This is a genomic window from Enterobacter sp. JBIWA005, from assembly GCF_019968805.1.
In the GTDB taxonomy this organism is placed as follows: domain Bacteria; phylum Pseudomonadota; class Gammaproteobacteria; order Enterobacterales; family Enterobacteriaceae; genus Enterobacter; species Enterobacter vonholyi.
Map to the genome: position 1 here is coordinate 1,190,421 of NZ_CP074159.1, position 23,359 is coordinate 1,213,779.

22 protein-coding genes are annotated in these 23,359 nt (G+C 59.4%); 6 read left to right on the forward strand and 16 right to left on the reverse strand.

What is annotated here, in order from left to right; genetic code table 11:
* Nucleotides 1-42 precede the first annotated feature (42 nt).
* Together KGP22_RS05590 and KGP22_RS05595 are read right to left on the reverse strand one after the other, a co-directional pair.
* Nucleotides 43-900: a MurR/RpiR family transcriptional regulator gene (locus KGP22_RS05590; protein ID WP_111964456.1), complete on the reverse strand. Its 858-nt coding sequence runs from the start codon at nucleotides 898-900 to the stop codon at nucleotides 43-45.
* 228 nt (nucleotides 901-1,128) lie between these two features.
* Nucleotides 1,129-2,010, reverse strand: a complete 882-nt coding sequence (locus KGP22_RS05595) for a LysR family transcriptional regulator (protein ID WP_115874437.1) — start codon at nucleotides 2,008-2,010, stop codon at nucleotides 1,129-1,131.
* A 105-nt stretch (nucleotides 2,011-2,115) separates the two neighbouring features.
* On the opposite strand from KGP22_RS05595, the gene budA reads away from it, so the two are divergent.
* The 4 genes from budA to KGP22_RS05615 all read left to right on the forward strand — a co-directional run bounded on the left by budA (nucleotide 2,116) and on the right by KGP22_RS05615 (nucleotide 5,984).
* A complete protein-coding gene (gene budA / locus KGP22_RS05600) occupies nucleotides 2,116-2,895 on the forward strand; it encodes an acetolactate decarboxylase (protein ID WP_223582395.1) in 780 nt (259 codons plus the stop codon).
* A gap of 13 nt (nucleotides 2,896-2,908) precedes the next feature.
* Nucleotides 2,909-4,588: an acetolactate synthase AlsS gene (alsS, locus tag KGP22_RS05605; protein WP_223581518.1), complete on the forward strand. Its 1,680-nt coding sequence runs from the start codon at nucleotides 2,909-2,911 to the stop codon at nucleotides 4,586-4,588.
* Nucleotides 4,589-4,608: 20 nt separating this feature from the next.
* Nucleotides 4,609-5,379: a (S)-acetoin forming diacetyl reductase gene (locus KGP22_RS05610; protein ID WP_023618768.1), complete on the forward strand. Its 771-nt coding sequence runs from the start codon at nucleotides 4,609-4,611 to the stop codon at nucleotides 5,377-5,379.
* Nucleotides 5,380-5,510: 131 nt separating this feature from the next.
* On the forward strand, nucleotides 5,511-5,984 hold the full coding sequence (locus tag KGP22_RS05615; protein ID WP_111964451.1) for a cold shock domain-containing protein: 474 nt from the start codon (nucleotides 5,511-5,513) through the stop codon (nucleotides 5,982-5,984).
* A gap of 60 nt (nucleotides 5,985-6,044) precedes the next feature.
* Here the strand turns inward: KGP22_RS05615 and KGP22_RS05620 are convergent, their stop codons facing one another.
* The 5 genes from KGP22_RS05620 to KGP22_RS05640 all read right to left on the reverse strand — a co-directional run bounded on the left by KGP22_RS05620 (nucleotide 6,045) and on the right by KGP22_RS05640 (nucleotide 11,045).
* Nucleotides 6,045-6,749, reverse strand: a complete 705-nt coding sequence (locus KGP22_RS05620) for an ABC transporter ATP-binding protein (protein WP_223581520.1) — start codon at nucleotides 6,747-6,749, stop codon at nucleotides 6,045-6,047.
* Nucleotides 6,736-7,572 (reverse strand): ABC transporter ATP-binding protein, encoded by an 837-nt coding sequence (locus KGP22_RS05625; protein WP_223581523.1) that lies wholly within the window; start codon nucleotides 7,570-7,572, stop codon nucleotides 6,736-6,738. The genes KGP22_RS05620 and KGP22_RS05625 overlap by 14 nt, the downstream gene beginning before the upstream one ends.
* A complete protein-coding gene (locus KGP22_RS05630) occupies nucleotides 7,565-8,398 on the reverse strand; it encodes an ABC transporter permease (RefSeq protein ID WP_111964448.1) in 834 nt (277 codons plus the stop codon). Before KGP22_RS05630 ends, KGP22_RS05625 begins: the two co-directional genes overlap by 8 nt.
* The gene (locus KGP22_RS05635; RefSeq protein WP_111964447.1) at nucleotides 8,398-9,411 is read right to left on the reverse strand and encodes an ABC transporter permease; all 1,014 of its coding nucleotides are present in this window, start codon (nucleotides 9,409-9,411) and stop codon (nucleotides 8,398-8,400) included. The genes KGP22_RS05630 and KGP22_RS05635 overlap by 1 nt, the downstream gene beginning before the upstream one ends.
* Before the next feature lie 65 nt (nucleotides 9,412-9,476).
* Nucleotides 9,477-11,045 carry an ABC transporter substrate-binding protein gene (locus KGP22_RS05640; protein ID WP_223581525.1) on the reverse strand — a complete coding sequence of 523 codons (1,569 nt, stop codon included), beginning with the start codon at nucleotides 11,043-11,045 and terminating at the stop codon, nucleotides 9,477-9,479.
* 201 nt (nucleotides 11,046-11,246) lie between these two features.
* Between KGP22_RS05640 and KGP22_RS05645 the strand changes: the two genes are divergently transcribed.
* Nucleotides 11,247-11,945, forward strand: coding sequence for a GNAT family protein (locus tag KGP22_RS05645; protein WP_223581527.1), 699 nt, complete (start codon nucleotides 11,247-11,249; stop codon nucleotides 11,943-11,945).
* A 33-nt stretch (nucleotides 11,946-11,978) separates the two neighbouring features.
* Here the strand turns inward: KGP22_RS05645 and KGP22_RS05650 are convergent, their stop codons facing one another.
* From KGP22_RS05650 to betI, 8 genes are all read right to left on the reverse strand, one after another.
* The gene (locus KGP22_RS05650; RefSeq protein ID WP_223581528.1) at nucleotides 11,979-13,673 is read right to left on the reverse strand and encodes a thiamine pyrophosphate-binding protein; all 1,695 of its coding nucleotides are present in this window, start codon (nucleotides 13,671-13,673) and stop codon (nucleotides 11,979-11,981) included.
* A 33-nt stretch (nucleotides 13,674-13,706) separates the two neighbouring features.
* Entirely contained in the window at nucleotides 13,707-14,447 is a 741-nt protein-coding gene (locus KGP22_RS05655; RefSeq protein ID WP_223581529.1) for an SDR family oxidoreductase, read from the reverse strand.
* Between the two features lie 273 nt (nucleotides 14,448-14,720).
* Entirely contained in the window at nucleotides 14,721-15,368 is a 648-nt protein-coding gene (locus KGP22_RS05660; RefSeq protein WP_223582397.1) for an anti-sigma factor, read from the reverse strand.
* Nucleotides 15,365-15,919 (reverse strand): RNA polymerase sigma factor, encoded by a 555-nt coding sequence (locus tag KGP22_RS05665; protein WP_111964441.1) that lies wholly within the window; start codon nucleotides 15,917-15,919, stop codon nucleotides 15,365-15,367. Before KGP22_RS05665 ends, KGP22_RS05660 begins: the two co-directional genes overlap by 4 nt.
* A gap of 43 nt (nucleotides 15,920-15,962) precedes the next feature.
* Complete coding sequence (locus KGP22_RS05670; protein ID WP_111964440.1) at nucleotides 15,963-16,526, reverse strand: fasciclin domain-containing protein; 564 nt, start codon at nucleotides 16,524-16,526, stop codon at nucleotides 15,963-15,965.
* A gap of 153 nt (nucleotides 16,527-16,679) precedes the next feature.
* The gene (gene betA, locus KGP22_RS05675; RefSeq protein WP_223581530.1) at nucleotides 16,680-18,344 is read right to left on the reverse strand and encodes a choline dehydrogenase; all 1,665 of its coding nucleotides are present in this window, start codon (nucleotides 18,342-18,344) and stop codon (nucleotides 16,680-16,682) included.
* 13 nt (nucleotides 18,345-18,357) lie between these two features.
* On the reverse strand, nucleotides 18,358-19,830 hold the full coding sequence (gene betB / locus KGP22_RS05680; protein ID WP_223581531.1) for a betaine-aldehyde dehydrogenase: 1,473 nt from the start codon (nucleotides 19,828-19,830) through the stop codon (nucleotides 18,358-18,360).
* Nucleotides 19,831-19,843: 13 nt separating this feature from the next.
* On the reverse strand, nucleotides 19,844-20,431 hold the full coding sequence (gene betI, locus KGP22_RS05685; protein WP_127732737.1) for a transcriptional regulator BetI: 588 nt from the start codon (nucleotides 20,429-20,431) through the stop codon (nucleotides 19,844-19,846).
* A 128-nt stretch (nucleotides 20,432-20,559) separates the two neighbouring features.
* Here betI and betT point away from each other — a divergent pair, with 128 nt between their 5' ends.
* A complete protein-coding gene (gene betT, locus KGP22_RS05690) occupies nucleotides 20,560-22,593 on the forward strand; it encodes a choline BCCT transporter BetT (RefSeq protein ID WP_029741651.1) in 2,034 nt (677 codons plus the stop codon).
* A 111-nt stretch (nucleotides 22,594-22,704) separates the two neighbouring features.
* Here betT and entD read toward each other — a convergent pair whose 3' ends face one another.
* Nucleotides 22,705-23,352, reverse strand: coding sequence for an enterobactin synthase subunit EntD (entD, locus tag KGP22_RS05695; protein WP_149366054.1), 648 nt, complete (start codon nucleotides 23,350-23,352; stop codon nucleotides 22,705-22,707).
* Nucleotides 23,353-23,359 lie beyond the last annotated feature (7 nt).

Sequence of the window (23,359 nt, forward strand, 5' to 3'; positions counted from 1 at the left end):
ATGCATTCTGTTTTCTTATGCCGAATGCAAATGAATCATTTTTCAGGGTTTCCCAGGGACCACATAGGCACCAGAGTCGATAAGATAGCGTTCAGCATTTTCGATTTTATTCACTGCATCCCGACCATGTCGCGCGACCAGCATCGCCAGTAAACACTCGGCGAGCCCCATACCCGACACTACGGAAGGGAAAAATGACGGGCTGTCGACAGAGAATAGCAGCGTGCAATCGGCAGCCTGGGCTAATGGCGAGACGGGAGAATCCGTGATGGCGACGATTGTCGCGCCCGCCTGCCGGGCCGCACGCAGGACATCCAGCGACTCACGGGAATAGGGGGCAAAACTGGTGAGTAACAGGCAATCTTGTGCTGTTAATTCACGTGTGAACACTTCGATGTTGCTCGCCAGACCATCAATGAGCGACGCTTGACGATTAAACAGTCGGTAGACATAAAACAGCGACCAGGCGATAGGAAAGCTGGCCCGGAAGCCGCAAATATAGACATTCTCAGCCGCGTCCAGCAGCGATACGGCCTGCTCCATCGCCTGATGGTTTTCGTGCTGTGTAAAAGCCAAATTTGCCTGATGCGCCTGAAACACCTCTTCATATAACTGCGGCTGAGTGCCTTTGGCGATCAGCTTCTCGGCCTTTGATACATATGTATCATTGCGCAGTCCGAGTTCATCAATGAATGCGTCCTTGAGTTCACCCCAGCCGTTGTAGCCTAATCGTTGCGCCAACCTCAGCAGCGTGGCGGGTTTCACACCGGCTTCACTTGCGAAGGCGCGCATCGATAGCACGACCAGTTGATTGGTATTCTGTAGCGAGAACTCGGCAGCACGCTGTAATTCTGCAGACAACTCACTGAATGTACTGACAATATTTTCCCTTGGATTCATAGCAAATAGTCCTGCTTTTTAAGGTTAGCGCTGCAGTTGTCAAGTGACGTTCGATCTTCGCAGACTGAACGGACTCGCGTTGTCCCGGAAACGGATGATGAAAACACAGCGTAAATAAGTCAACGGGGAGCTGAACAGAGAGCATCAGGCGTGTGAAACCCAACCTGACCGCGTCCCCAACCGTAGGCCCGCGCAAGCGCAGCGCCGCCGGGCACAGCCGCGCTGCCGTCACCCCTCGTTCAGCATCGTCAAAAACCGCTTCACCGTCCGCGAGCGTTCAAACCGCCGCCAGCAGAGCGCGATATCGGTATAAAGCTCCGGCGAGCTCAGCGCGTGGTAGGTGACATTCGGCGGAGAAATGGCCGCCATGGATTTCGGCACCAGCGCGAACCCGCCGCCGGCGGAAACCATGCTCAGGGAGGAGGAAAGCTGCGACGACTGCAGCGCGTGCTGCACGTCGATTCCGGCCCGCTCGCAGCAGCCGTGAACCCGCTCGTACAGCCCCGGCGCGACCTCCTGCGGGAACAACACTACTGGCGTATCCCGAAGCTGCTCTAACGCCAGCGAACCGCACGCCGCCAGCGGATGGTCGCGATGCAGCGCCACCACCATCGGCTCCCGGTCGAGGATTTTTAACTCGAACGCCTTGCTGCTCTCGCACGGCAGGCGCACGAAGGCGATATCCAGTTCACCCTCCGCCAGCATCGTCGTTAGCGACGACATATTGGCTTCCACCTGGTGAACCTGCACCGCCATATTCTGCACCTGAAACTGGCGAATCAGCGCGAAAATTTTGGGATGAAAAGCATCGGAGCTGGTGATGCCAATCGACAGGTTTCCGTTCAGCCCGCGCGCGATGCCGCGGGCTTTTTCCAGCGCGGCGTCGCTCAGCGCCAGGATCTTGCAGGCGTCCTCGTAGAAGGCTTCTCCCGCCTCGGTCAGCTCCACGCCCCGCGTCAGGCGCCTGAACAGCGGCGTACCGACTTCCTCTTCAAGCCGTTTGATCTGCTGACTCAGAGGAGGCTGTGAAATACCCAGCGCTTCGGCCGCCCTGGTGAAGTGTCGCTCGCGTGCAACCGCGACAAAATACCGCAGATAACGAAGTTCCATATCTAAAACGTCTCAAACCAGCATGGTTTCTATATTGGAACTCTCTGCTGAATCGGGTCAACATTTATTTAACCTTTCTAAATAAAGTTGAAGAGGACGAGCATGATGGTGCATTCATCTGCCTGCGACTGTGAAGCCAGCTTGTGCGAGACCCTGCGCGGGTTCTCCGCCCAGCATCCTGACAGCGTGATCTATCAGACATCGCTAATGAGCGCCCTGCTAAGCGGCGTGTATGAAGGAGAGACCACCATCGCCGATCTGCTGGCACACGGTGATTTTGGTCTGGGCACCTTCAACGAGCTGGACGGCGAAATGATTGCCTTCAGCAGCCAGGTGTACCAGCTGCGCGCCGACGGCAGCGCCCGGGCCGCGAAGCCGGAGCAGAAAACGCCGTTCGCGGTGATGACCTGGTTCCAGCCGCAGTACCGTAAAACCTTCGACGCGCCGGTTAGCCGTCAGCAGATCCACGACGTCATCGACCAGCAGATCCCCTCCGATAACCTGTTCTGCGCGCTGCGCATTGACGGCAACTTCCGCCATGCCCACACCCGCACCGTACCGCGCCAGACGCCGCCGTACCGCGCGATGACCGACGTGCTGGACGACCAGCCGGTGTTCCGCTTTAACCAGCGCGAAGGGGTGCTGGTCGGGTTCCGCACGCCGCAGCATATGCAGGGCATCAACGTGGCGGGCTACCACGAACATTTCATCACCGACGACCGTCAGGGCGGGGGCCATCTGCTCGATTACCAGCTGGAGAGCGGCGTGCTCACCTTCGGTGAAATTCACAAGCTGATGATTGACCTGCCCGCCGACAACGCGTTTTTACAGGCCAACCTTCACCCCAGCAATCTGGACGCAGCGATCCGTTCCGTCGAAAACTAACAGGAGAACTATCGTGAACAGTGAGAAACAGTCACGTCAGTGGGCGCACGGCGCCGATTTGGTTGTCGGCCAGCTGGAAGCGCAGGGCGTGAAGCAGGTGTTCGGGATCCCGGGGGCGAAAATCGACAAGGTCTTTGACTCCCTGCTGGATTCCTCCATCGAGATTATTCCGGTGCGTCACGAAGCCAACGCGGCGTTTATGGCGGCGGCGGTAGGGCGTCTGACCGGCAGGGCCGGGGTGGCGCTGGTGACCTCCGGGCCCGGCTGTTCGAACCTGATCACCGGCATTGCCACCGCCAACAGCGAAGGCGACCCGGTCGTGGCGCTGGGCGGGGCGGTGAAGCGGGCAGATAAAGCCAAACTGGTGCACCAGAGCATGGACACCGTCGCCATGTTCAGCCCGGTCACCAAATACGCCGTCGAAGTGAGTGCGCCGGACGCGATTGCTGAGGTGGTTTCCAACGCGTTTCGCGCCGCCGAGCACGGCAGGCCGGGGGGCGCGTTCGTCAGCCTGCCGCAGGATATTGTCGACCAGCCCGCCACGGGAGCAATTTTGCCTGCCAGCGGCCCGGCGCTGATGGGCCCGGCACCGGAATCCGCCATTAACGACGTGGCGAAGCTTATCGAAAAGGCCAAAAACCCGGTCATCCTGCTGGGGCTCATGGCGAGCCAGCCCGCCAACAGCGCCGCGCTGCGCAAGCTGCTGGAAAAAAGCCGTATTCCGGTCACCAGCACCTATCAGGCCGCCGGGGCGGTGAATCAGGAGCACTTCACCCGCTTCGCCGGACGCGTCGGTCTGTTCAATAACCAGGCGGGCGACCGGCTGCTCCATCTGGCGGATCTGATTATCTGCATCGGCTACAGCCCTGTGGAGTACGAGCCATCCATGTGGAACAGCGGCGACGCCACGCTGGTGCACATTGACGTGCTGCCTGCCTATGAAGAACGTAACTACGTGCCGGATCTGGAGCTGGTGGGGGACATTGCCGAAACGCTGAACCTGCTCGCTAACCGTATCGACCATAAGCTCGAGCTGAGCCAGCGGGCCTCCGAAATTCTGGTCGATCGCCAGCATCAGCGCGATCTGCTCGATCGTCGCGGCGCCTCGCTCAACCAGTTTGCCCTGCACCCGCTGCGCATCGTGCGGGCCATGCAGGATATCGTGAATAACGACGTGACGCTCACCGTGGATATGGGCAGCTTCCACATCTGGATCGCCCGCTACCTCTACAGCTTCCGTGCGCGTCAGGTGATGATCTCCAACGGTCAGCAGACCATGGGCGTCGCGCTGCCGTGGGCGATTGGCGCGTGGCTGGTCAACCCGCGCCGCAAGGTGGTTTCGGTCTCCGGCGACGGCGGCTTCCTGCAGTCAAGCATGGAGCTGGAAACCGCGGTGCGCCTCAACGCTAACGTGCTGCACATCATCTGGGTGGATAACGGCTACAACATGGTTGCCATTCAGGAAGAGAAAAAATACCAGCGTCTTTCCGGCGTCGAGTTCGGCCCGGTCGATTTCAAAGTCTATGCCGACGCCTTTGGCGCGAAAGGCTTTGCCGTGGAGAGCGCCGACGCGCTCGAACCCACGCTGCGTGCGGCGATGGATGTGGATGGCCCGGCCGTGGTGGCCATTCCGGTCGACTACAGCGATAACCCGCTGCTGATGGGCCAGCTCCATCTCAGCCAGATTTTGTGACTCAACATAAGGACAGAGAAATGCAAAAAGTTGCTCTCGTAACAGGCTCAGGCCAGGGGATTGGTAAAGCGATTGCGCTTCGCCTGGTGAAAGATGGCTTTGCCGTCGCCATCGCCGACTATAACGCGGAGACGGCCAGAGCCGTGGCCGATGAAATTATCCGCAACGGCGGTAACGCCGTCGCCGTGAAGGTGGACGTCTCTGACCGCGAGCAGGTATTTGCGGCGGTAGAGAAAGCCCGCACCGCGCTGGGCGGTTTCCACGTGATCGTTAACAACGCCGGGATCGCGCCGTCCACGCCAATCGAATCCATCACGCCAGAGATTGTCGATAAGGTCTACAACATTAACGTGAAAGGGGTGATCTGGGGGATCCAGGCGGCGATTGACGCGTTCCGCAAAGAGGGGCACGGCGGCAAAATCATCAACGCCTGCTCCCAGGCGGGCCACACCGGCAACCCCGAGCTGGCCGTCTACAGTTCCAGTAAATTCGCGGTGCGCGGCCTAACCCAGACCGCCGCGCGGGATCTTGCTCCGCTGGGGATCACCGTTAACGCCTACTGCCCGGGCATCGTTAAAACGCCGATGTGGGCAGAGATTGACCGTCAGGTTTCCGAGGCGGCGGGTAAACCGCTCGGCTACGGTACCGAAACCTTTGCCAAACGCATCACGCTTGGCCGCCTGTCCGAACCGGAAGATGTCGCCGCCTGCGTTTCATACCTGGCGGGACCGGATTCCGACTACATGACCGGCCAGTCTCTGCTCATCGATGGCGGGATGGTGTTCAACTAAATTCTAATAAGCTCTGACATGAGTTTTCCCCTGCACCCGTGCAGGGGCTTTTTTTTGTCTCCTCCGTCATTGTGCATTACACTGCGCGCTGCAAAACTTTAGTCATTACGATCTGACAGGCGGTAACAGCGATGAACGGTACAATCACAACGTGGTTTAAAGATAAAGGCTTTGGATTTATCAAAGATGAAAACGGCGACAACCGCTATTTTCATGTGATTAAGGTCGCGAACCCCGATCTGATTAAGAAAGATGCCGCGGTGACCTTTGAGCCAACGACCAACAACAAAGGCCTTTCCGCCTACGCGGTGAAGGTGATCCCCGAAAGCAAACATCTCTATATCGCAGGCGAGCGCGTGAAGCTCAGCTCGATCAAGTCCTTCGTGGTGTTCAGCGAAGAAGAGCCTGCCGATACCAAAATCGACAAAGAGAATGCGGTGCTGTCGGTGGGGCTGCTGATGAACAGCATCAAGCCGAAATCTGATAAAAAGCCGGGCGAAATGCGCACGGTGAAGAAGCTGGCGATCACCACCTTCCAGAACACGACGCTGATCTTCACCGAAGATGAGATCGACATTGATGCCACGGTGAAGCTGCTGAAGTAATTGTAGGCCGGGTGGCGGCGATGCCTTACCCGGCCTGGAAAACCCGCGCCGCCGCACGGTTTACTCCATCCTGTGCTCGCCTCTTAACATAGCCTCACGGTCAAACACCTTCTGGATCTTCCCGTGCGCCATAAACGCCGCCCGGTCGGACATATGGGCAATCACGTCCGCGTCGTGGCTCACCAGCAGATAGGTCATCTCGTGCTCGGCCTTAAGACGGTTGAGCAGGTTCAGGATCTCCGCCTGCACCGACATATCCAGCGCCGAGGTCGGCTCGTCCAGCAGCAGAAGCTGCGGGCGCAGCAGCAGCGCGCGGGCAATAGCCACGCGCTGGCGCTGGCCGCCGGAAAGCTGGTGCGGGTAGCGCCTGCCCGCGTCGGCGGAAAGCCCCACCTGCTGCAGCGCATCCGCCACCTTTTCGGCAATCTGCGTTTCGCCGTGGATTTTTAACGGCTCCGACAGGGTGCGCGCAATGGTGTGGTTCGGGTGCAGCGACGCCCACGGATCCTGAAATACCATCTGCACGTTGCGGCGAAGCTCGCCTTCAAAACGTCGTCCTGGCGTTAACGCTTCTCCCAGTAGCGCAATACTGCCGCGCCACTCGCGCTGCAGCCCAGCCAGCACGCGCAGAAGGGTCGATTTGCCGCAGCCGGATTCACCGATCAGGCTGAACGTCTCGCCTCTCTCAATGCTAAAGCTGGCGGCCGAAACCGCCGTTTTTTCCCCGAAGGTGACCTGCACCTGGTTAACCTCAACGAGCGCCATCGCTGGCCTCCTTCCACGGCTGCGAACGGTCGAGCGTCGGCAGCATCTGTCCATAGGTATTGGCGTCTGGACGACAGGTCCACAGGGTTCGCGTGTACGGATGCGTCGCCTGCGGGAGATGGCTTGCCGCCATCTCATCGACCTTTTCGCCCTGATACATCACCAGCACGCGGTCGCAGTGTTCCGCCACCAGCGGCAGATCGTGGCTGATTAACAGCATCGCCATCTGGCGTTCTTCGCACTGCTGCACCAGCAGCTCGAGGATCTGGTTGCGCAGGCGGGCGTCCAGCGCGGAGGTGGGTTCATCGGCAATCAGCACCTGCGGGTTGTTGATCAGCGCCATCGCAATCATCACCCGCTGGCCCATGCCCCCGGAGAGTTCGCCGGGATAGCGCTGGAGGACATGTTCGTTGAGTCCGACGGCGCGGAGGATGTCGTGAATGCGCGCCAGGCGTTCAGCGCGGGGCAGGCGCTGATGCAGGGTCTGCGCCTCATCAAGCTGAGCAGCGACGTTTTTCGCCGGATTCAGCGCGTAGCGCGGGTCCTGCAGGACCATCGCAATCCCGTTACCGCGCAGCGCCTGCCAGCGGCGGGCGTTCAGGGTCAGCAGATCGTTGCCAAGCACGTTAAGCCGGTTGGCGCTTACAATACCGGGTTTGCGCACCAGACCCATCAGGGCGCGGGCGGACATGGACTTGCCGGAGCCGGATTCCCCCACCAGCGCCAGCCGCTCGTTGCCAAGCGTAAAGCTCAGATTGTTGACCACGCGCGCGGCGGGGTAGTCGATATTCAGCGCATCGACGATGACGCGGGGTTCATTCATGCTGTGGCTCCAGAACGTCGCGCAGGCCATCGCCCAGCAGGTTAAACGCCAGGCTGGCAAACAGGATGGCCCCGCCCGGAATGGCGGCAATCCACCACTGGTCGAAAATCACCTGCATGCCGTCGGCAATCATCGCTCCCCATTCGGCCATGGGCGGACGTGCGCCAAGGCCGAGGAAGCCGAGACCGGCGGCGGCCAGAATAATGCCTGCCAGATCCAGCGCCAGCCGCACAATCGCGGACGGCAAACACAGGGGCAGAATATGCCCGACCAGCAGGCGCAGGCCGCGAATGCCCATCATCTCCGCGGCGGCCAGGTAATCGCTGTGGCGCAGACGCTGAATTTCACTCCGCGCCTGACGCGCGTATGCGGGCCAGGTGGTTAAGGCCAGCGCCAGCGCGCCGTTGACCAGCCCCGGGCCAAGCATCGCCACAAACGCGAAGGCGAGGATCAGGCGAGGCATCGACATCACCACGTCGGTAAAACGCATCAGGATGCGCTCCAGCCAGCCGCCGTAGTAGCCGGACAAAATTCCCACCAGCAGCCCGGCGGGCAGGGTAATGACGGTAACCAGCGCCACCAGCCCGAGCGCCGGACGGGTGCCGTAAATCAGACGTGAAAGCAGGTCGCGCCCGTAGCTGTCGGTGCCCAGCCAGTGCTGGATATTGGGTGCCTGAAGGCGCGCGGCGGCGTCCTGCCAGTTCGGGTCAACCGGGGCCAGCAACGGCGCGAACAGGGCAATAACCCCCAGCAGCGCGATGGCAACCAGCCCGCAAAATGCGGCAGGGGAGCGGCGCAGCCGGCGTAAGAAGAGATATAACGGCATCAGCGTACCCTGGGATCGGTTGCCCGCACGAGCAGGTCGGTAAGGTTATTGATCAGGACAAAGCAGACGCCAATCAGCAGCGTGCCGCCCATGACCGCGGTGGTGTCTCCTGCGAACAGGGCGGTGGTGAGATAGCGCCCGATCCCGGGCCATGAGAAGACGGTTTCGGTTAATACCGCGCCCTCCAGCATGCTGGTGTAGGCCAGCGCGATCACCGTCAGCAGGGTGCCGCGAATGTTCGGCAGCACGTGTCGCAGCAGGATGGTCATCTCCCCGGCACCTTTTGCGCGGGCAAGCAGGATGTACTCTTTGTTCATCTCGCTCAGGCAGGCCGAGCGCGTCAGGCGGGTAATGCTTGCCAGCGAGTAATAGGCCAGCAGCAGCACCGGCAGCACCAGGTGGCTGAGGGCGTTGCGGAACGCCTCGCGATCGCCGGAAAGCCAGGTATCTATCAGCGCAAAGCCGGTGCGCGGCTCGACGGTGAACTGCCAGATATCGTCCAGCCTGCCGGGGCCCGCGCTCCACTGCAGCTTCGCGTAGAACAGGGCCAGCATCAGCAGGCCGAGCCAGAAGATCGGCACCGAGTTGCCGAGCAGGGTGAGGGTTCTGATGGCTAAATCGAGCGGCGAACCGGCGTAGCGAGCGCACAGCACTCCGGCAGTCACGCCGAGCACGGCGCCGATGATTAACGCCAGCGTTGCCAGCTCCAGCGTGGCGGGGAAGGCGTGCAGCAGATCCTGCAGCACCGGCTGTCCGGTGGCGCTGGCGGTGCCTAAATCCCCGTGGGCAAGGTTTTGCAGGTAATGCCAGAACTGCACGGGCAGGGGCCGATCCAGCCCTAGCTGGTGGCGAACCTGATCGTACGTCGACTGGCTGGCGTGATCGCCTACGATCTGCAGCACGCGATCGACCGGTGAAAACGCCGAGAGCGCAAAGGTGACGAGCAGCAGCCCGAAGAGCGTAAGCAGCAGGGTAAGCAGGCCCTGAAGCACGCGGGTGGAAAGATGTGGCATGGGAAAACTGTTATCCTGAAAATATGCACGGACGGCGCCCTCTCCCACAGGGAGAGGGGGAAAAGCTACTTCGTAACGCGATCGTACCAGACCATATCCGCGTTCAGCCCCTGCTGATACCCCTTCACGTTATCGCGCACCACGATCTGGGTTTTGCCCTGATCGACGAACACGTACGGCGAGCTCTGCTGCAGCTGTTCCTGCATTTTCTTGTACAGGTCCAGACGCTTCGCCGGATCCGGCTCGGCAACCGCCGCCAGCGTGGCCTTGTTCAGCTCCGGAATTTTCCAGCCGTTCAGGCCGGCCACGGTGCTGGACTTCCCGTCATTCCACGCGAAGGCGCTGGCGTTTGAGTGCGCATCGAAGTAGTCCGGGATCCACAGACGAATCGCCGCCTGATGCTGCTTAGCGCGCACGCGGGCATAGACCTGGCTCCCGGCTGCAGGCAGCAGATCCACCTTCACGCCACCCTGCGCAAAGCTCGCCTGCATTGACTGGGCAATGGTGATAAACGGCGGCTTGTTCTCCACGTCCAGCGTGAAGTGCGCGTCCTTAATGCCCGCTTTGGCGAGAATGGCTTTCGCTTTTGCCGGGTCAAACTTAAACGGGTTGTCTTCCAGCGCGCCCGGCAGGCCGACCGGCAGGAAGCTCTGATGAACAAAATACTGGCCTTTCAGCAGGTTCTTCGTGATGCCGTCATAATCGACCAGCCAGCGCGAGGCTTCCCAGAACGCCGGGTTGTTCAGCAGCGGGTTGGCGCTGTTGCCGGTATTAAACACCAGATAATTCTGCTCCGCAGACGGGATGCTCAGCACCTTCACGCCCGGCTTGCCGTCCAGGGCGCTTATCTGATCTGCACCGAGATCGCGCGCCACGTCCGCATCACCCTGCTGGATCAGCAGGCGGCGCGAAGCCGGATCGGGGACGTTTTTAATGATGATGCTTTTCAGCTTCGGCGCGCCGCCGGGGGCGGAGTCGTTGGCTTCCAGCACGATGGCCTGATGCGGCTGATAGACGCGCATTTTGAACGCGCCGCTGCCCGCCGAGTGCATTTTTAGCCACGCGTTACCGAAGTCATTATCCTTCACGTTCGCGGCGACCTCTTTTTCATCAACGATAGAGGCAATCGGCGTGGAGAGAATATTCAGCGCCACCGACGGGCTCACGTCCGCCGTCCAGTGAAGCTGGAGGGTGTGATCGTCCACCTTTTTCAGCTGGCTGGCGATGTTGCTCGCGTCCCAGCCCAGCACGTTGAGAATAAAGGCCGGGGATTTGTTCAGCGTCACGGCGCGGGTGTAAGAGAAAATTACGTCTTCCGGGCGCAGCGGGTTGCCGGAGGCGAATTTCGCATCGGGCTTAAGCTTGATGGTCAGGGTTTTTGCTGCCGCGTCCGCTTCCCAGCTTTCTGCCAGAATCGGCGTGATTTTTTCCGGGTTATCGCGGTCCGGCTGCACCAGACGCTGGTACAGACTCGGGACGGTCTGGATGCTGGAAAGCTCGTTGGCTTCGGCCGGGTCGAGGCTCACGATGTCATCGAGCCCCTGGGCAACCACCAGCGTGTTGGGCGGAGTAGCGGCGTGGACAGCGCCTGAGAGCGCAGCCAGCACCAGTAACGGCAACAGTTTTTTTGTCATAGCGATCCCTGAGAAGAATATATTGTGATTGTTTTATGCTCCGCTACGTTAGGTCGAGTGTGACATTCCGCAAAGTCGAAATTCAGCTTTACTTATGCCTTCCGGGAATATCGCATGCGCTGGGGCTATTAAAATATGTTGCTTCTCGCCTGCTTTTTAACCTGCTATAACAAACTCCTTACCTTTCAGGGAGTCACCACCGTGCCCGAAATCAATCAACATGGTCAAACCGTTAACGATATCGTTCCCGACTGGAAGGGCGCGCGCGTATTAACCCGCACCCCGCTGTTCGGCCAGTATTGTCGCCTGGAGCCGCTGGACGCCGATCGCCACGCGGCCGATCTCTTTGAGGCCTACGCGCTGGGTGACGACAGCGACTGGACGTGGCTTGCCAGCACGCAGCCCACGAGCGTGGAAGCCACCGCGCACTGGATCGTGGCGAAGGTTATGGACGATGAGCTGGTGCCGTTTGCCGTCATTGACTTACGCACCGAACGGGCGGTAGGGCTGGTGAGCTATATGGCTAACGAGCGGCTGTTGGGCTCGGTGGAAATTGGTCACGTCACCTGGTCGCGCAAAATGAAAGGATCCCGCATCGGCACCGAAACGGTGTGGCTGCTGCTGAAAAATGCGTTTGAGCACGGCTACCGGCGCCTCGAGTGGAAGTGCGATTCGATGAACGTGGCCTCACGCAGGGCGGCGGAGCGGCTGGGGTTTGTCTGGGAAGGGCGCCTGCGCCAGAAGCTGGTGCGCAAAGGGCGCAACCGCGACAGCGATATGCTTTCTATTATTGACGGCGAATGGCCGCAAAGAGATGCGGAGCTGCGCGCCTGGCTGGCGGCGGAGAATTTTGGCGATGAAGGGCGGCAGATAAAGCGGCTTGAGGCGTTTCGGTTATAAGTTTTTTATGTAGGGTACAGCGTAAACATGCGGTTAATCCGCGGAAATCGCGATTTCAATCAGGTTGGTTTTTCCTGACTGCAGGCCGCGCGTTACCGCTTCGGCGATATCTGCAGCCTCGGTTACCCGGCAGCAGTGGACGCCCATGGCGGTGGCAAGCGACTGAAAATCAATATGCGGGTTCACCAGGTCCATCCCGATAAAACGCCCCAGCCGCGTTGAGCTGTAGTCAGCCTGGCTCTTCATAAAGTTTTTCAGGATGTTGTACTCCCTGTTATTCATGACGATAAAGGTGACCGGCAGATTTTCGTGTGCCGCCGTCCAGAGCGCCTGCGGCGAGTACAGGGAGGCCCCGTCGCCTATCAGGCAGACCACCGGCTCACGCCCGCGTCCCAGCGAGTGCCCTACTGAGGCAGGCATCCCCCAGCCCAGTCCGCCGCCGCGCATAAAATAGTAGCGCTGATGCTGCTGGTCAGAGATGAACCGGCGGACATGCCGGGCGGTCGCTATCGCCTCATCCACGATGGTGGTACCCGCCGGAATGGACCGGATGACTTCCCAGGCCGCCACCATCGGGGAGATCGCCGGGCGTAGCCGCTCGGCGGCCAGACGTTCTTCCTGCTGCTGCCACTCCTTCTCCCGTTCGTCGCGGGCCGCAACCAGCAGCCGCTGGTGGACCAGCGTGCTGGCGATCAGTCGCTGCTTAAGCTTTGGCAGTAGTTCATGCAGGGACAGTTTGATATCCCCCATCACTGAAAGGCGAGTGGCATAGGTGCGGCCAAGCTCGTGCATATCCGCCGAAAGCTGATATACCGCGCAGGTTTCCGGAATGGCCTCGCCCTCGCTGTACAAAATGGTGATCAGGCTTCTGCCGCCGATGATAAATACGGCATCGTAGGCGTTGATGATGCTGGCGATTTCGCTGGCGGTGGTGGGCATATTGCCCCGCCAGAGCGCATGCTGCGTAGGGAAGGGCAAATTCAGGGGCCAGGAGGAGCCGTAGACATGGGCGCTGAGCGCTTCAGCAAGCTGGACAATCTCCTGCGTCGAGCCGCTGGAGTGAACTTCATCTCCCGCCACAATCATGATCCTGCCGGGCGTAACCTGGCTCAGTTCTTCGGCCAGTTCGTCCAGCGAGCCCGCGACGGTGTGGTAGTTCACTCTGGACGCCGTCTGTATTCCGGCGTCGCTCAGCTCTTCCATGACGTTCATCGGGAGTGAAAGCAGGACCGGGCCACCCGGAGGGTAGCTGGCCGCGTGAAACGCGCGGCGCACAAGAACCGGGAGCTGATCGGCGCTGGTAACCTCCTGCGCCCATTTCATGACCGGGGAGCCTATGGACACAATATCGTCATACAGCAGCGGGTCGCGGACGTAGTGCCGCGTGTCCTGCTGTCCGACGGTGACCACCAGCGGGGTTTTCATGATCCGCGAATTAATGAGATTCCCCATGCCGTGCCCCAGACCGCTGGCGGTATGCAAATTAATAAAGCCCGTTTTGCCGGAGGCTTTTGCGTAGCCGTCGGCAATGGCCACTACGGTGCTTTCCTGAAGCGCGAGAATATAGTGAATATTTTCATGGCGAAGCAGGGCATCAATGAGCGGAAGTTCGGTTGTTCCGGGGTTACCAAAAATATATTCCACCCCTTCACTCTCCAGCACTTCAAGAAAAATGTCGGCACCCGATCGCATATTTAAATCTGATAAGGACGTTAATGATTTAATCATAATGACACCTCATTCAGCATTATTTAACGCCGGCTAAAATTCTTCCTGCGTCGGACGAACAACAATCTCATTAATATCAACGTCGCCAGGCTGTTCAATAGCAAATAAAACCGCGCGGGCAATTGCGTCAACCGGAATAGCCTGCTTGTAAAATTCATGCAGGAACTGTTTGCTTGGGGCATCAGAGCTGCCGAACTGCAGTTCGCTTTCGACGGCACCGGGAGAAATAAGCGTCGTGCGGATGGTTTTACCCGCCTCCTGACGTAAGCCTTCACTCAGCGCGCGGACGGCGAATTTCGTGGCGCTATACACCACGCCGCCAGGGGCCAGCACTTTGATGCCCGCGACGGAGGCAACGTTTATAAAATGCCCGCGGCCCTGACGCTGGAACACCGGGAAAGCCGCGGCGATGCCGTACAGCACCCCTTTCAGATTGGTATCAATCATCTTGTCCCATTCGTCGGTTTTCAGCTCGCTGAGCGGGGCGATAGCCATAAAGCCCGCGTTATTGATCAGCACATCCACGCGCTGGTAGGCGGCAACGGCAGCGTCAATGGCGCGCTGCACCTCTTCCTGACGGGTGACATCGGCTTTTACGGCTATCGCCTGGCCACCCTGCTGGATGATGCGGTCCACCAGGGCATTAATTTTCTCCAGACGACGGGCAACCAGCACCAGTGAAAAAGGTTTATCTGCCAGATGAAGGGCGATGGCCTCGCCAATACCGCTGCTGGCGCCGGTGATAACAACAACTTTGTTTGCACTATTATTCATGATCTTATCTCGCTATTGAGTGATGCAAAAAATAAAAGGCAGAGAAGCGTTAATGAATAATGACAAATTCATTAACGCGGTTTTTGATATATTGTGTATCAGGAATAAAAGGATGTTCGTATAAAACTTAATGGAGTGCGGAAGAGTCTGTCAATGTCGTTTTTTAATAATTAAACTAATTGCAGGGCTAATATTTAATTCTTATAGGTAACCGAGGGTATTATATAAATGAAATTGGTTAACAATAGCGGCCCTGCGAACAGGGCCTGAGGATTACAATTTGCCACTGTAAAGCACCGGCCCTGTCGGGAGGCCAGTGGGCGAGCCGCCCTCTGGTTCAAGGCTTATGGCTATCATGGCGTCAGGAGGGAGCGTTGTGTTCCGGAGGGTGACGCGTGTGGGTATGTCGTTATGCAGCAGCCCCATGGAGACCGGCGCCTGCCCGCCTGGGATCAGCCAAAGCTGCAGGCTGTGTTGCGCCGCGACAGCAGTTGGTCGAAGAGGGGCAATGCTCAGGTGCTGGCGGCTGGCGTCCGCGCTGACGACCCAATCCCCGTGCTGTTGGGCATCGTTGAGGACCATCAGCGGAACGAGTTCCGGGGCTCGGGTGGCATACCAGGCAACGACCGCCAGGGCGGCGAGTGAGGCTGCAACCATCCAGCCGACATAAGGCCGACGTTTGCGTAAAGGCTTTTTAGGCGGCAGATCGAGGGCGATTTTTTTCCACACCGTCTCGGGTGGAGGGACGGGCACAAGATGGCTATCCAGCGTGCTGAACATTTCCTGCCAGTACGCGACGCGGGCGGCCAGGGCGGGTTCATGGGCAACTCGTTTCTGGAACTGAAGCCGCGCTCCTCCCCGCAGCGTGCCGAGGGCATACTCTGCTGCCAGCATGTCGTCGCGTTTTTCTGCGTCATTCATAGCCCGACACACTCCCGAAGATGGTCCATTGCCCGACGTATCCAGCTTTTCACCGAGCCAAGAGGCTGCTGGAGCCAGTCGGCAATGTCGCTGTGAGACATTCCCTGATAGTAGGCGAGCGTAATGCTCTGGCGCTGCTCGCTGCTCAAATGTTCGAGACACTGCCTGAGCCGTGCTGCCTGCCCATCGTCGTGCCAGTTATTCTGCTCATCGTTCTCGCAAGGCAAAAGCGCTTCGTTATACGGCGCCTCGCGGTCGGCAGCCCGGGTTTGCCCGCTGCGCAGCCAGTCGATACACCGGTTGCGCACAATATGCGTAAGCCAGGTCATCGGGGAGCTCAGTGCAGCGTTGTAGGTTTCAGCTTTACTCCAGACGGTGATAAAACAGTCGTGAAGGATCTCTTCTGCCCATGCGCGGTCGTGCAGCATGCGCAGCGCGACGGCAAACAGGTGTGGCGATGTGAGTCGATAAAGTTGTTCAAATGCACGGCGATCGCCGTTTGCGACCGCCTGCATTAATTTCAACTGCTGTTCAGCCAGCGCGTTATCCATATTATTCCCGGAAGGCAACGTCACACTTCCGAAGTATAGACAACTACTTAGGCATCAGGACGGTATCAATCACATCGATCACGCCGTTTTTTTGATGAACGTCATAAGTGCTAATGTTCGCCACATTACCTTTACCATCCTTAAGCTGAATATTGTGCGGGCCGTTGCTCATGATCCACAGCGGCTGACCGTTAACGGTCTTCAGCTCCGCGCGGCCGCCGCCCTGTTTAATTTTCTGCTCCAGCGCTTTCATATCGTAATTACCGGCGACCACGTGATAGGTCAGAATGCTGGTGAGCGTGGCTTTGTTTTCGGGTTTGACCAGGTTCTCGACCGTGCCGGCAGGCAATTTCGCAAACGCCGCATTGGTTGGGGCAAACACGGTGAATGGCCCTTTGCTCTGGAGCGTATCCACCAGCCCGGCCGCTTTGACGGCAGCCACCAGCGTAGTGTGATCTTTCGAGTTCACGGCGTTTTCAACAATATTTTTGCTCGGGAACATCGCCGCTCCGCCCACCATCACGGTGTCTGACGTCATGGCTGCTGATGCGCCTGCACAGAAGAGTAAAGCGCTGGTTACGAATGCAACACGGGTTAGCTTTTTCATCATCTTTCCTCGGATTAGGGAGCAAAGGGGTTGCTCACATATGCATATACGAGGGGAGGGTGGAAACTGGATGCAGGAAAATAAAAAAATTATGGGTGGGAAGATAAACGCCCTCTCCCTTGAGGGAGAGGGCTCGGGTGAGGGGAAATATCCTCAGCGGCGAACCGGCGCCCCGTTGGCCACATAATACGCGGCCGTACTTTTTGCCAGCGGCTCGCGCCCGCGAATGGCGTCGGCAATCTTTTCGCCGATCATAATAGTGGTGGCGTTCAGGTTGCCGGTGATGATCTGCGGCATAATCGACGCATCCACCACGCGCAGCCCTTCCAGCCCGTGAACGCGGCCTTCGCCGTCGACTACCGCCATCTCGTCGTAACCCATCTTGCAGGTGCCGCACGGGTGGAACGCGGTTTCGGCGTGGTTACGCACGAACTCGTCCAGCTGCTCGTCGGTCTGGCAGTCAATACCCGGACTGATTTCACGGCCGCGGTACTTGTCCAGCGCGGGCTGGTGCATGATCTCGCGGGTGATGCGGATCGCGTCGCGGAACTCCTGCCAGTCCTGCTCGTGGGACATATAGTTGAACAGGATCGCCGGATGCTGGTGCGGATCGCGCGACTTAATGCGCACGTGCCCACGGCTCGGGGAGCGCATGGAGCCAACGTGGCACTGGAAGCCGTGCTCTTTCACCGCGTTCGAGCCGTTGTAGTTAATCGCCACCGGCAGGAAGTGGTACTGAATGTTCGGCCACTCGAACTCCTCGCGGCTGCGGATAAACCCGCCCGCTTCGAAGTGGTTGCTCGCGCCCACGCCGGTGCCGCCAAACAGCCATTCGGCGCCAATCTTCGGCTGGTTCCACCACTGCAGGGCAGGGTAGAGAGAGACCGGCTCTTTGCATTCGTACTGGAGGTACATCTCCAGGTGATCCTGCAGGTTTTCCCCCACGCCGGGCAGGTCGTGTACCAGCGGAATATCGAACTGCTTCAGCAGGTCAGCGTTGCCCACGCCGGAACGCTGGAGGATCTGCGGGGAGGCAATCGCCCCGGCGCTCAGCAGCACTTCTCTCTTCGCCGTTGCTTTGGACGGAATGGTGCTTTCGCCCTCCAGCCACTCGACGCCCACGGCGCGCTTGCCGTCAAACAGAATGCGATCGGTCATGGCGTGGGTGCGGATGGTCAGATTCGGACGGGGTTTCGCCTGATCCAGATAGCCGCGCGCGGTGCTGGCGCGTCGGCCCTGCGGCGTGACCGTGCGGTCCATCGGGCCGAAGCCTTCCTGCTGATAGCCGTTGAGATCGTCGGTGCGCGGATAGCCCGCCTGCACGCCCGCTTCCACCATCGCCTCAAACAGCGGGTTCACGCCAGGCTTCGAGGTGGTGACGCTCACCGGACCGTCGCCGCCGTGGTAGTCGTTCGGCCCCACGTCGCGCGTCTCTGCCTTGCGGTAGTAGGGCAGGCAGTTGAGGTAGCTCCAGTGCTCCAGGCCCGGCTCTTTTGCCCAGTGGTCGAGGTCCATCGCGTTACCGCGGATGTAGCACATGCCGTTGATCAGCGACGAGCCGCCCAGTCCTTTGCCGCGACCGCACTCCATGCGGCGGTTGTTCATGTACGGCTCTGGCTCGGTTTCGTACGCCCAGTTGTAGCGCTTGCCCTGGAGCGGGAACGCCAGCGCGGCGGGCATCTGGGTGCGGAAGTCAAAGCGGTAGTCCGGCCCGCCTGCCTCAAGCAGCAGGACGGTGGTGTTCGGATCTTCAGTCAGTCGCGTTGCCAGCACGTTGCCGGCAGAGCCGGCCCCGATAATGATGTAGTCAAATTGCAAATAAACCTCCCGGTTAAAATATGGACTGGAATTTACCCATCTCAACCTGGATGGACTTCACCTGGGTGTAGCTCTGGAGCGTCATGACGCCGTTCTCGCGGCCAATGCCGGAGTGCTTGTAGCCGCCGACCGGCATCTCTGCGGCGGATTCACCCCAGGTGTTGATCCAGCAGATGCCCGCTTCGAGCTGATGAATGGCGCCGTGGGCGCGGTTCAGGTCTGTCGTGACGATGCCCGCCGCCAGGCCGTAGTCGGTATCGTTGGCGCGGCGAATCGCTTCTTCATCGGTGTCATAGGTCAGGATGGACATCACCGGGCCGAAGATCTCTTCGCGCACGATGGTCATTTCGTCAGTGCAGTCGGTGAACACGGTCGGGGCTACCCACGCGCCGTTATCGAAGCCTTCGCCCTTCAGCACGTCGCCGCCGCACAGCACGCGCGCGCCTTCCTCTTTGCCTTTGGCGATGTAGCGCATCACGCTGTCGCGGTGCGGGAAGCTGACCATCGGACCAAAGTTGGTGGTTTCATCGAACAGATCGCCCGCTCGGATGCGGCCCACGCGCTCAACTATTTTCTGCTCAAACGCGGCTTTGAACTTAGCCGGAATAAACACGCGGGTGCCGTTGGTGCACACCTGGCCGGAGCTGAAGAAGTTGGCCATCATGGCGATGTCCGCCGCGAGATCCAGATCCGCATCGTCGAAAATAATCAGCGGGGATTTGCCGCCCAGCTCCATCGTCACCTCTTTCAGGGACGAGGCCGCCGAGTTGGCCATCACTTTTTTTCCGCTGGCGACGCCGCCGGTAAAGGAGACTTTGGCGATGCCCGGATGCTCGGTCAGGTACTGACCGGTCTCCGCGCCCACGCCCGGAAGGACGTTAAACACGCCGTCCGGAACGCCCGCTTCGGTGTAGATCTCTGCAAGCTTCAGGGCGGTGAGCGGGGTCACTTCGCTCGGCTTGAAGATCATTGCGTTGCCCGCCGCCAGCGCCGGGGCGGATTTCCACAGGGCTATCTGGATCGGGTAGTTCCACGCGCCGATGCCCGCCACCACGCCCAGCGGCTCGCGGCGGGTGTAGACAAACGAGGTCTCACGCAATGGGATCTGGCTGCCTTCCAGCGCCGGGATCAGCCCCGCGTAGTACTCCAGCACGTCCGCGCCGGTGACGATGTCGACGGTGGAAGTTTCGGAATACGCTTTACCGGTGTCGAGGGTTTCCAGCTTTGCCAGCACGTCGTTGCGCTCGCGCAGGATGTCGACGGCGCGACGCAGGATGCGCGAGCGCTCCATGGCGGTCATCGCCGCCCAGACTTTTTGCCCGCGCGTTGCGCTTTCTACGGCGCGATCGACGTCCTCGCGCCCGGCGGCCTGTACGGTCGCCAGGACTTCACCGTTGGCCGGGTTGATGGTCTCGAAGGTGCGACCGCTGGTGGCCGATGTATAACCACCATTGATATAAAGCTGCTGTTCTGCCATTCGGGACATAAATTCTCCTCGGTTATTCGGTCGGTAAATGCTGGCTGATAAAGTGGCTGGTCAGTGACTGGGCCAGGGTCTTATCCAGCGGTTTGCCACTCAGCGCGGCGCGCAGCCACAGCCCGTCGATCAGCGCCGCCAGGCCGTAGCCCGCCTCCTGGGCCTGTTCGCGCGGCAGTTCGCGGCGGAACTCGTACACCAGGTTCGACAGCAGGCGGCGGCTGCTCACCTGCTGCAGGCGGTAGAGCATCGGCTGGTGCATGCTGCTCGCCCAGAAGGCCAGCCAGGCCTTCATTGCCGCGCCGCTGGTCTGGGTTTCATCAAAATTGCCGCCGACAATCGCCTGCAGACGCTGCTCCGCGCTGCCGTTCGGCAGGGCGTGCAGGCGGCTTAATACCGCGTCGCGCAGCTGGCCGGTGATGTCGCGCATGGTCGCTTCCAGCAGACCGTTTTTGTCTTTGAAGTAGTGACTGATGATCCCCGTGGAAACGCCCGCCCGACGGGCGATCTGCGCGATCGTCGCGTCATGCATTCCCACTTCATTTATTGCTTCCAGCGTGGCGTCGATAAGCTGCCTGCGCCGGATCGGCTGCATCCCCACTTTGGGCATTGTTGCCACTCCATTCATCAGCGTTGGTTATACATTAAAGCGGTTTTTGATTGGACGTTCAATATAAAATGTGTCTTAATTGTTGCGGATTTGGATTTTAATAGTTACAAAAACAGTGAGGATACTGGATGACAGACCTTTCACAGGACAGAGAAAAAGACAAAATCAACCCGGTCGTTTTTTATACGTCCGCCGGGCTGATTTTGTTGTTTTCCCTGACGACGATCTTCTTTCGTGATTTTTCTGCCGAGTGGATTGGGCGCACCCTGAACTGGGTGTCGAAGACCTTCGGCTGGTACTACCTGCTGGCGGCGACGCTCTATATTGTCTTCGTGGTCTGCATTGCCTGCTCGCGCTTTGGTTCGGTAAAGCTCGGGCCTGAGCAGTCCAAGCCCGAGTTCAGCCTGCTGAGCTGGGCCGCGATGCTGTTTGCCGCAGGCATCGGCATCGACCTGATGTTCTTCTCCGTGGCGGAACCGGTCACGCAGTATATGCAGCCGCCAGAAGGGGCGGGGCAGACGATGGAGGCCGCGCGCCAGGCGATGGTCTGGACGCTGTTCCACTACGGACTGACGGGCTGGTCGATGTACGCCCTGATGGGCATGGCGCTCGGATACTTTAGCTATCGTTATAATTTACCCCTCACCATTCGCTCTGCGCTCTACCCGATCTTCGGTAAAAAGATTAACGGCCCGATTGGCCACAGCGTCGACATTGCGGCGGTGATCGGCACCATCTTCGGCATCGCGACAACGCTGGGGATCGGCGTGGTGCAGCTCAACTACGGGCTGAGCGTGCTGTTTGATATTCCGGACTCGATGGCGGCGAAAGCGGCGCTGATTGCGCTCTCCGTCATTATCGCCACCATTTCGGTGACGTCGGGCGTCGATAAGGGCATCCGCGTGCTCTCCGAGCTGAACGTGGCGCTGGCGCTGGGCCTGATCCTGTTCGTGCTGTTTATGGGGGATACCTCGTTCCTGCTCAATGCCTTAGTGCTGAACGTGGGCGACTACGTGAACCGCTTTATGGGCATGACGCTGAACAGCTTCGCCTTCGACCGCCCGGTAGAGTGGATGAACAACTGGACGCTGTTCTTCTGGGCGTGGTGGGTCGCGTGGTCGCCGTTTGTTGGCCTGTTCCTCGCGCGCATTTCGCGTGGCCGCACCATTCGTCAGTTCGTAATGGGTACGCTGATTATCCCGTTCACCTTTACCCTGCTGTGGCTGTCGATTTTCGGCAACAGCGCGCTGCACGAAATTATCCACGGCAATGCGACCTTCGCGCAGGAAGCGATGGCGCACCCGGAGCGCGGCTTCTATAGCCTGCTGGCACAGTATCCGGCGTTCACCTTTAGCGCCTCCGTGGCGACCATCACCGGCCTGCTGTTTTACGTCACCTCGGCCGATTCCGGCGCGCTGGTGCTGGGCAACTTCACCTCGAAGCTGAAGGATATTAACAGCGACGCGCCGAACTGGCTGCGCATCTTCTGGTCCGTCGCCATCGGCCTGCTGACGCTCGGCATGCTGATGACCAACGGCATCTCGGCGCTGCAGAACACCACGGTGATCATGGGGCTGCCGTTCAGCTTCGTTATCTTCTTTGTGATGGCCGGGCTGTATAAATCGCTCAAGGTGGAAGACTACCGCCGCGTCAGCGCCAGCCGCGATACCGCACCGCGTCCGATGGGGGCGCAGGACAGACTGAGCTGGAAGAAACGCCTGTCGCGCCTGATGAATTACCCGGGCACGCGCTACACCAAACAGATGATGGAGACCGTCTGCTTCCCTGCGATGGAAGAGGTGGCGCAGGAGCTGAAGCTGCGTGGCGCCTACGTGGAGCTCAAAAATCTGCCGCCGGAGGAGGGCGAGACCCTGGGGCACCTGGATCTGCTGGTGCACATGGGCGACGAGCAGAACTTTGTCTACCAGATCTGGCCGCAGCAGTACTCGGTGCCCGGGTTTACCTACCGGGCGCGCAGCGGGAAGTCGACCTACTACCGGCTGGAGACCTTCCTGCTGGAAGGAAGCCAGGGGAATGATTTGATGGACTACAGCAAGGAGCAGGTGATTACCGACATCCTGGATCAGTATGAACGGCACCTGAACTTTATCCATCTCCACAGGGAAGCGCCGGGTAATAGCGTGATGTTCCCGGATGTTTGAGCCTTGATCTGAAGAACGTATAAAGGCATCGCCGCTGTCCTCATGCCGGGTGGCACTGCGCTTACCCGGCCTACAAACCGCTTTACTGTAGGCCTGATAAGCGTTGCGCCATCAGGCTTTTAGCAGTGTCCACACGCTCGTATCATTATTCTGCCAGATGAGGGTGAAGCGTTTACCCTCAGGATAGTCTCCAGCCGGGTGCGAAAGCGCCAGCGTGATTGTTTTTTCCGTTAACTCTGTGACTCTCGCCCACTCAAACCCCATAAAAGTCTTCACCTGCGGAAAGAACGCCTTAAACAAACTTTCTTTGGCGCTGAATGCAAGCGTCAACGCCAGCGCAAAGGGGTAGCCTGAGCGCGTCAGGCACATCGCTTCCTGTGCATTAATGATGCCGTCCTGGATTTCTCGGGCTTCACGGTCAGGAAGAATGGCTTCGCAATCAATACCCACAAGCGCGTCTGGATAACGCACGGCAACCGCAATCGCCTGCGTGCCGCTGTGGGTGATGCTCCCTGAGACGCCTTCCGGCCAGAGCGGTTCACCGCTGGGGCCGATGCCGGGGACGGTGTGCTCAGGTAAGGCATGTGCGGCGGCAATGCGGCCTGCCAGATGCTCGGCTTTGCGTTTGCGTCCGGCTTTTGAAAGCTCTGCGTGATGGGGGAGCCAGAGAAGATCGGCGTCGGTGAAGGTGGTTGGGTCGAAGGTGACGTGGTGTACGGTATGGCCGGCGAGAATGAACGTGCGGTGGGTGGTGTGCATGGTTTCC

Bases quoted from the DNA above. Each gene is read 5' to 3' on its own strand.
- KGP22_RS05590 (WP_111964456.1), bottom strand. From the start codon at position 900: ATGAATCCAAGGGAAAATATTGTCAGTACATTCAGTGAGTTGTCTGCA.
- KGP22_RS05595 (WP_115874437.1), bottom strand. From the start codon at position 2,010: ATGGAACTTCGTTATCTGCGGTATTTTGTCGCGGTTGCACGCGAGCGA.
- budA (WP_223582395.1), top strand. From the start codon at position 2,116: ATGGTGCATTCATCTGCCTGCGACTGTGAAGCCAGCTTGTGCGAGACC.
- KGP22_RS05610 (WP_023618768.1), top strand. From the start codon at position 4,609: ATGCAAAAAGTTGCTCTCGTAACAGGCTCAGGCCAGGGGATTGGTAAA.
- KGP22_RS05615 (WP_111964451.1), top strand. From the start codon at position 5,511: ATGAACGGTACAATCACAACGTGGTTTAAAGATAAAGGCTTTGGATTT.
- KGP22_RS05620 (WP_223581520.1), bottom strand. From the start codon at position 6,749: ATGGCGCTCGTTGAGGTTAACCAGGTGCAGGTCACCTTCGGGGAAAAA.
- KGP22_RS05625 (WP_223581523.1), bottom strand. From the start codon at position 7,572: ATGAATGAACCCCGCGTCATCGTCGATGCGCTGAATATCGACTACCCC.
- KGP22_RS05630 (WP_111964448.1), bottom strand. From the start codon at position 8,398: ATGCCGTTATATCTCTTCTTACGCCGGCTGCGCCGCTCCCCTGCCGCA.
- KGP22_RS05635 (WP_111964447.1), bottom strand. From the start codon at position 9,411: ATGCCACATCTTTCCACCCGCGTGCTTCAGGGCCTGCTTACCCTGCTG.
- KGP22_RS05640 (WP_223581525.1), bottom strand. From the start codon at position 11,045: ATGACAAAAAAACTGTTGCCGTTACTGGTGCTGGCTGCGCTCTCAGGC.
- KGP22_RS05650 (WP_223581528.1), bottom strand. From the start codon at position 13,673: ATGATTAAATCATTAACGTCCTTATCAGATTTAAATATGCGATCGGGT.
- KGP22_RS05655 (WP_223581529.1), bottom strand. From the start codon at position 14,447: ATGAATAATAGTGCAAACAAAGTTGTTGTTATCACCGGCGCCAGCAGC.
- KGP22_RS05660 (WP_223582397.1), bottom strand. From the start codon at position 15,368: ATGAATGACGCAGAAAAACGCGACGACATGCTGGCAGCAGAGTATGCC.
- KGP22_RS05665 (WP_111964441.1), bottom strand. From the start codon at position 15,919: ATGGATAACGCGCTGGCTGAACAGCAGTTGAAATTAATGCAGGCGGTC.
- KGP22_RS05670 (WP_111964440.1), bottom strand. From the start codon at position 16,526: ATGAAAAAGCTAACCCGTGTTGCATTCGTAACCAGCGCTTTACTCTTC.
- betB (WP_223581531.1), bottom strand. From the start codon at position 19,830: ATGTCCCGAATGGCAGAACAGCAGCTTTATATCAATGGTGGTTATACA.
- betI (WP_127732737.1), bottom strand. From the start codon at position 20,431: ATGCCCAAAGTGGGGATGCAGCCGATCCGGCGCAGGCAGCTTATCGAC.
- betT (WP_029741651.1), top strand. From the start codon at position 20,560: ATGACAGACCTTTCACAGGACAGAGAAAAAGACAAAATCAACCCGGTC.
- entD (WP_149366054.1), bottom strand. From the start codon at position 23,352: ATGCACACCACCCACCGCACGTTCATTCTCGCCGGCCATACCGTACAC.